Below are 1,309 nucleotides of genomic sequence, written 5' to 3'. Positions count from 1 at the left end.
CCAATGATCGATTTCTGGTTAAAGCACCTCCTGAAAATGCACCTAACGCATCATAAGGATTAATATCTTGCCCTGTAACTGTTTTATATCCTACATGAGCTCCAAGCGAAATACCTCCATCAATCAACATTCCAGTGGTGTTAGGATATTTAGTCGAAAATTCTCCTATTACACTTGCAGTTGTTTTTGCCGCAGATGAAGCTCCTTTAGCTATTTTACCAACGTATTGGACACCTTTTACAGCCGCACTATGTGCTCCTGTTCCCACAAATGAAAGCCCTGTTGCAAGAGAGTTGCTCAAACGTCCTTCAAAACTTTCCGAATAGCTATATACTCTTTGAGCTCTTAATTTTAAATCAGAATAATCCGGTTTTATTTGTGGTGAATCTATTGGTGTATTCAATAATCTCATTTGAGCTGGTACATCGCTATATTCCTTTACCCACTTAAACAGGATTTCTCTATCTTTTTGAGTAAGGGTATCAGGACTGGTTTGGTAGGTATGTAATAACTTGTCTGAAACCTGATCTTTCTTTAATAAATATTGGATTAGTATTGCTTCTTCAGGAGTTAATATTTTTTTCTCTACTAATCTATTTAATTTAGCATATTCATGCTGTGATAAGAAATTATTTTTCACCGCACTTTTTGCTGTCTCTGCTCCTAATATCGTTGATGAAGTATTGCCACCCGTTACATTGCCGACAATCAAACCACTTAGCTGTGAAGCCACTTTGAGGAGTGTCCGTTCTTCATTGTTTAATTGCTCTGCCGATTTATTGAAAACCACATCCGAGAGGAACATTGCCGTAGTCTCACCTGCCACACCGGCAGTCGCTCCGACAAGGGCATTTGTACCTGATAGATGTGCTTCAGTAGCAGAAAGTAAAGCGTGAGCTAACAAATTAGCCATTTTACTGTCTTTTGTCATTGTGTGAATTTGTGCATTCAGCTCCGGAGAAATCGCAGCAGCGACAACTTGCCCAGCAGTGCCACCACTTAAAATTGCCCCTACCGTAGCAACGACAGCATCAAGTTTACGTCTTTTTGAACCGCCCTCTTGCCATTCCACATATTGTGTTTCTTTTGCCTTGTTATTGGCATAAACATTGGCTGCTTGACTAATATACCCCACTGCCCGAGCAATCTCCTTTTGCTCCGCCAGTAGTTTTTTCACCTCTTTTGGTTTTGCCACTTGGCTGTTTGCTTGGCTAAGGTCGGTATTAATCCCCAACGCTTTTGCTGTGGTTTGGATTGGGTTTGTGTCTTTGTTTAAGGTGATTTTCCCTTCCGTAAGCGTCGCTTTGGT

At 40.8% G+C, this 1,309-nt stretch carries 1 protein-coding gene; it reads right to left on the bottom strand.

Translation table 11 applies throughout. From position 1 onward, the window contains the following. The coding region (locus HNR69_RS09480) for a VENN motif pre-toxin domain-containing protein (protein ID WP_183405679.1) at positions 1–1,309 on the bottom strand (1,309 nt) is incomplete at both ends.

Origin of the sequence: Histophilus somni, from assembly GCF_014202395.1 — a bacterium.
Lineage (GTDB): Bacteria > Pseudomonadota > Gammaproteobacteria > Enterobacterales > Pasteurellaceae > Histophilus > Histophilus somni.
Note: the sequence above shows the minus strand (reverse complement) of the source record. Positions and strands in the feature narration are given on the sequence as shown.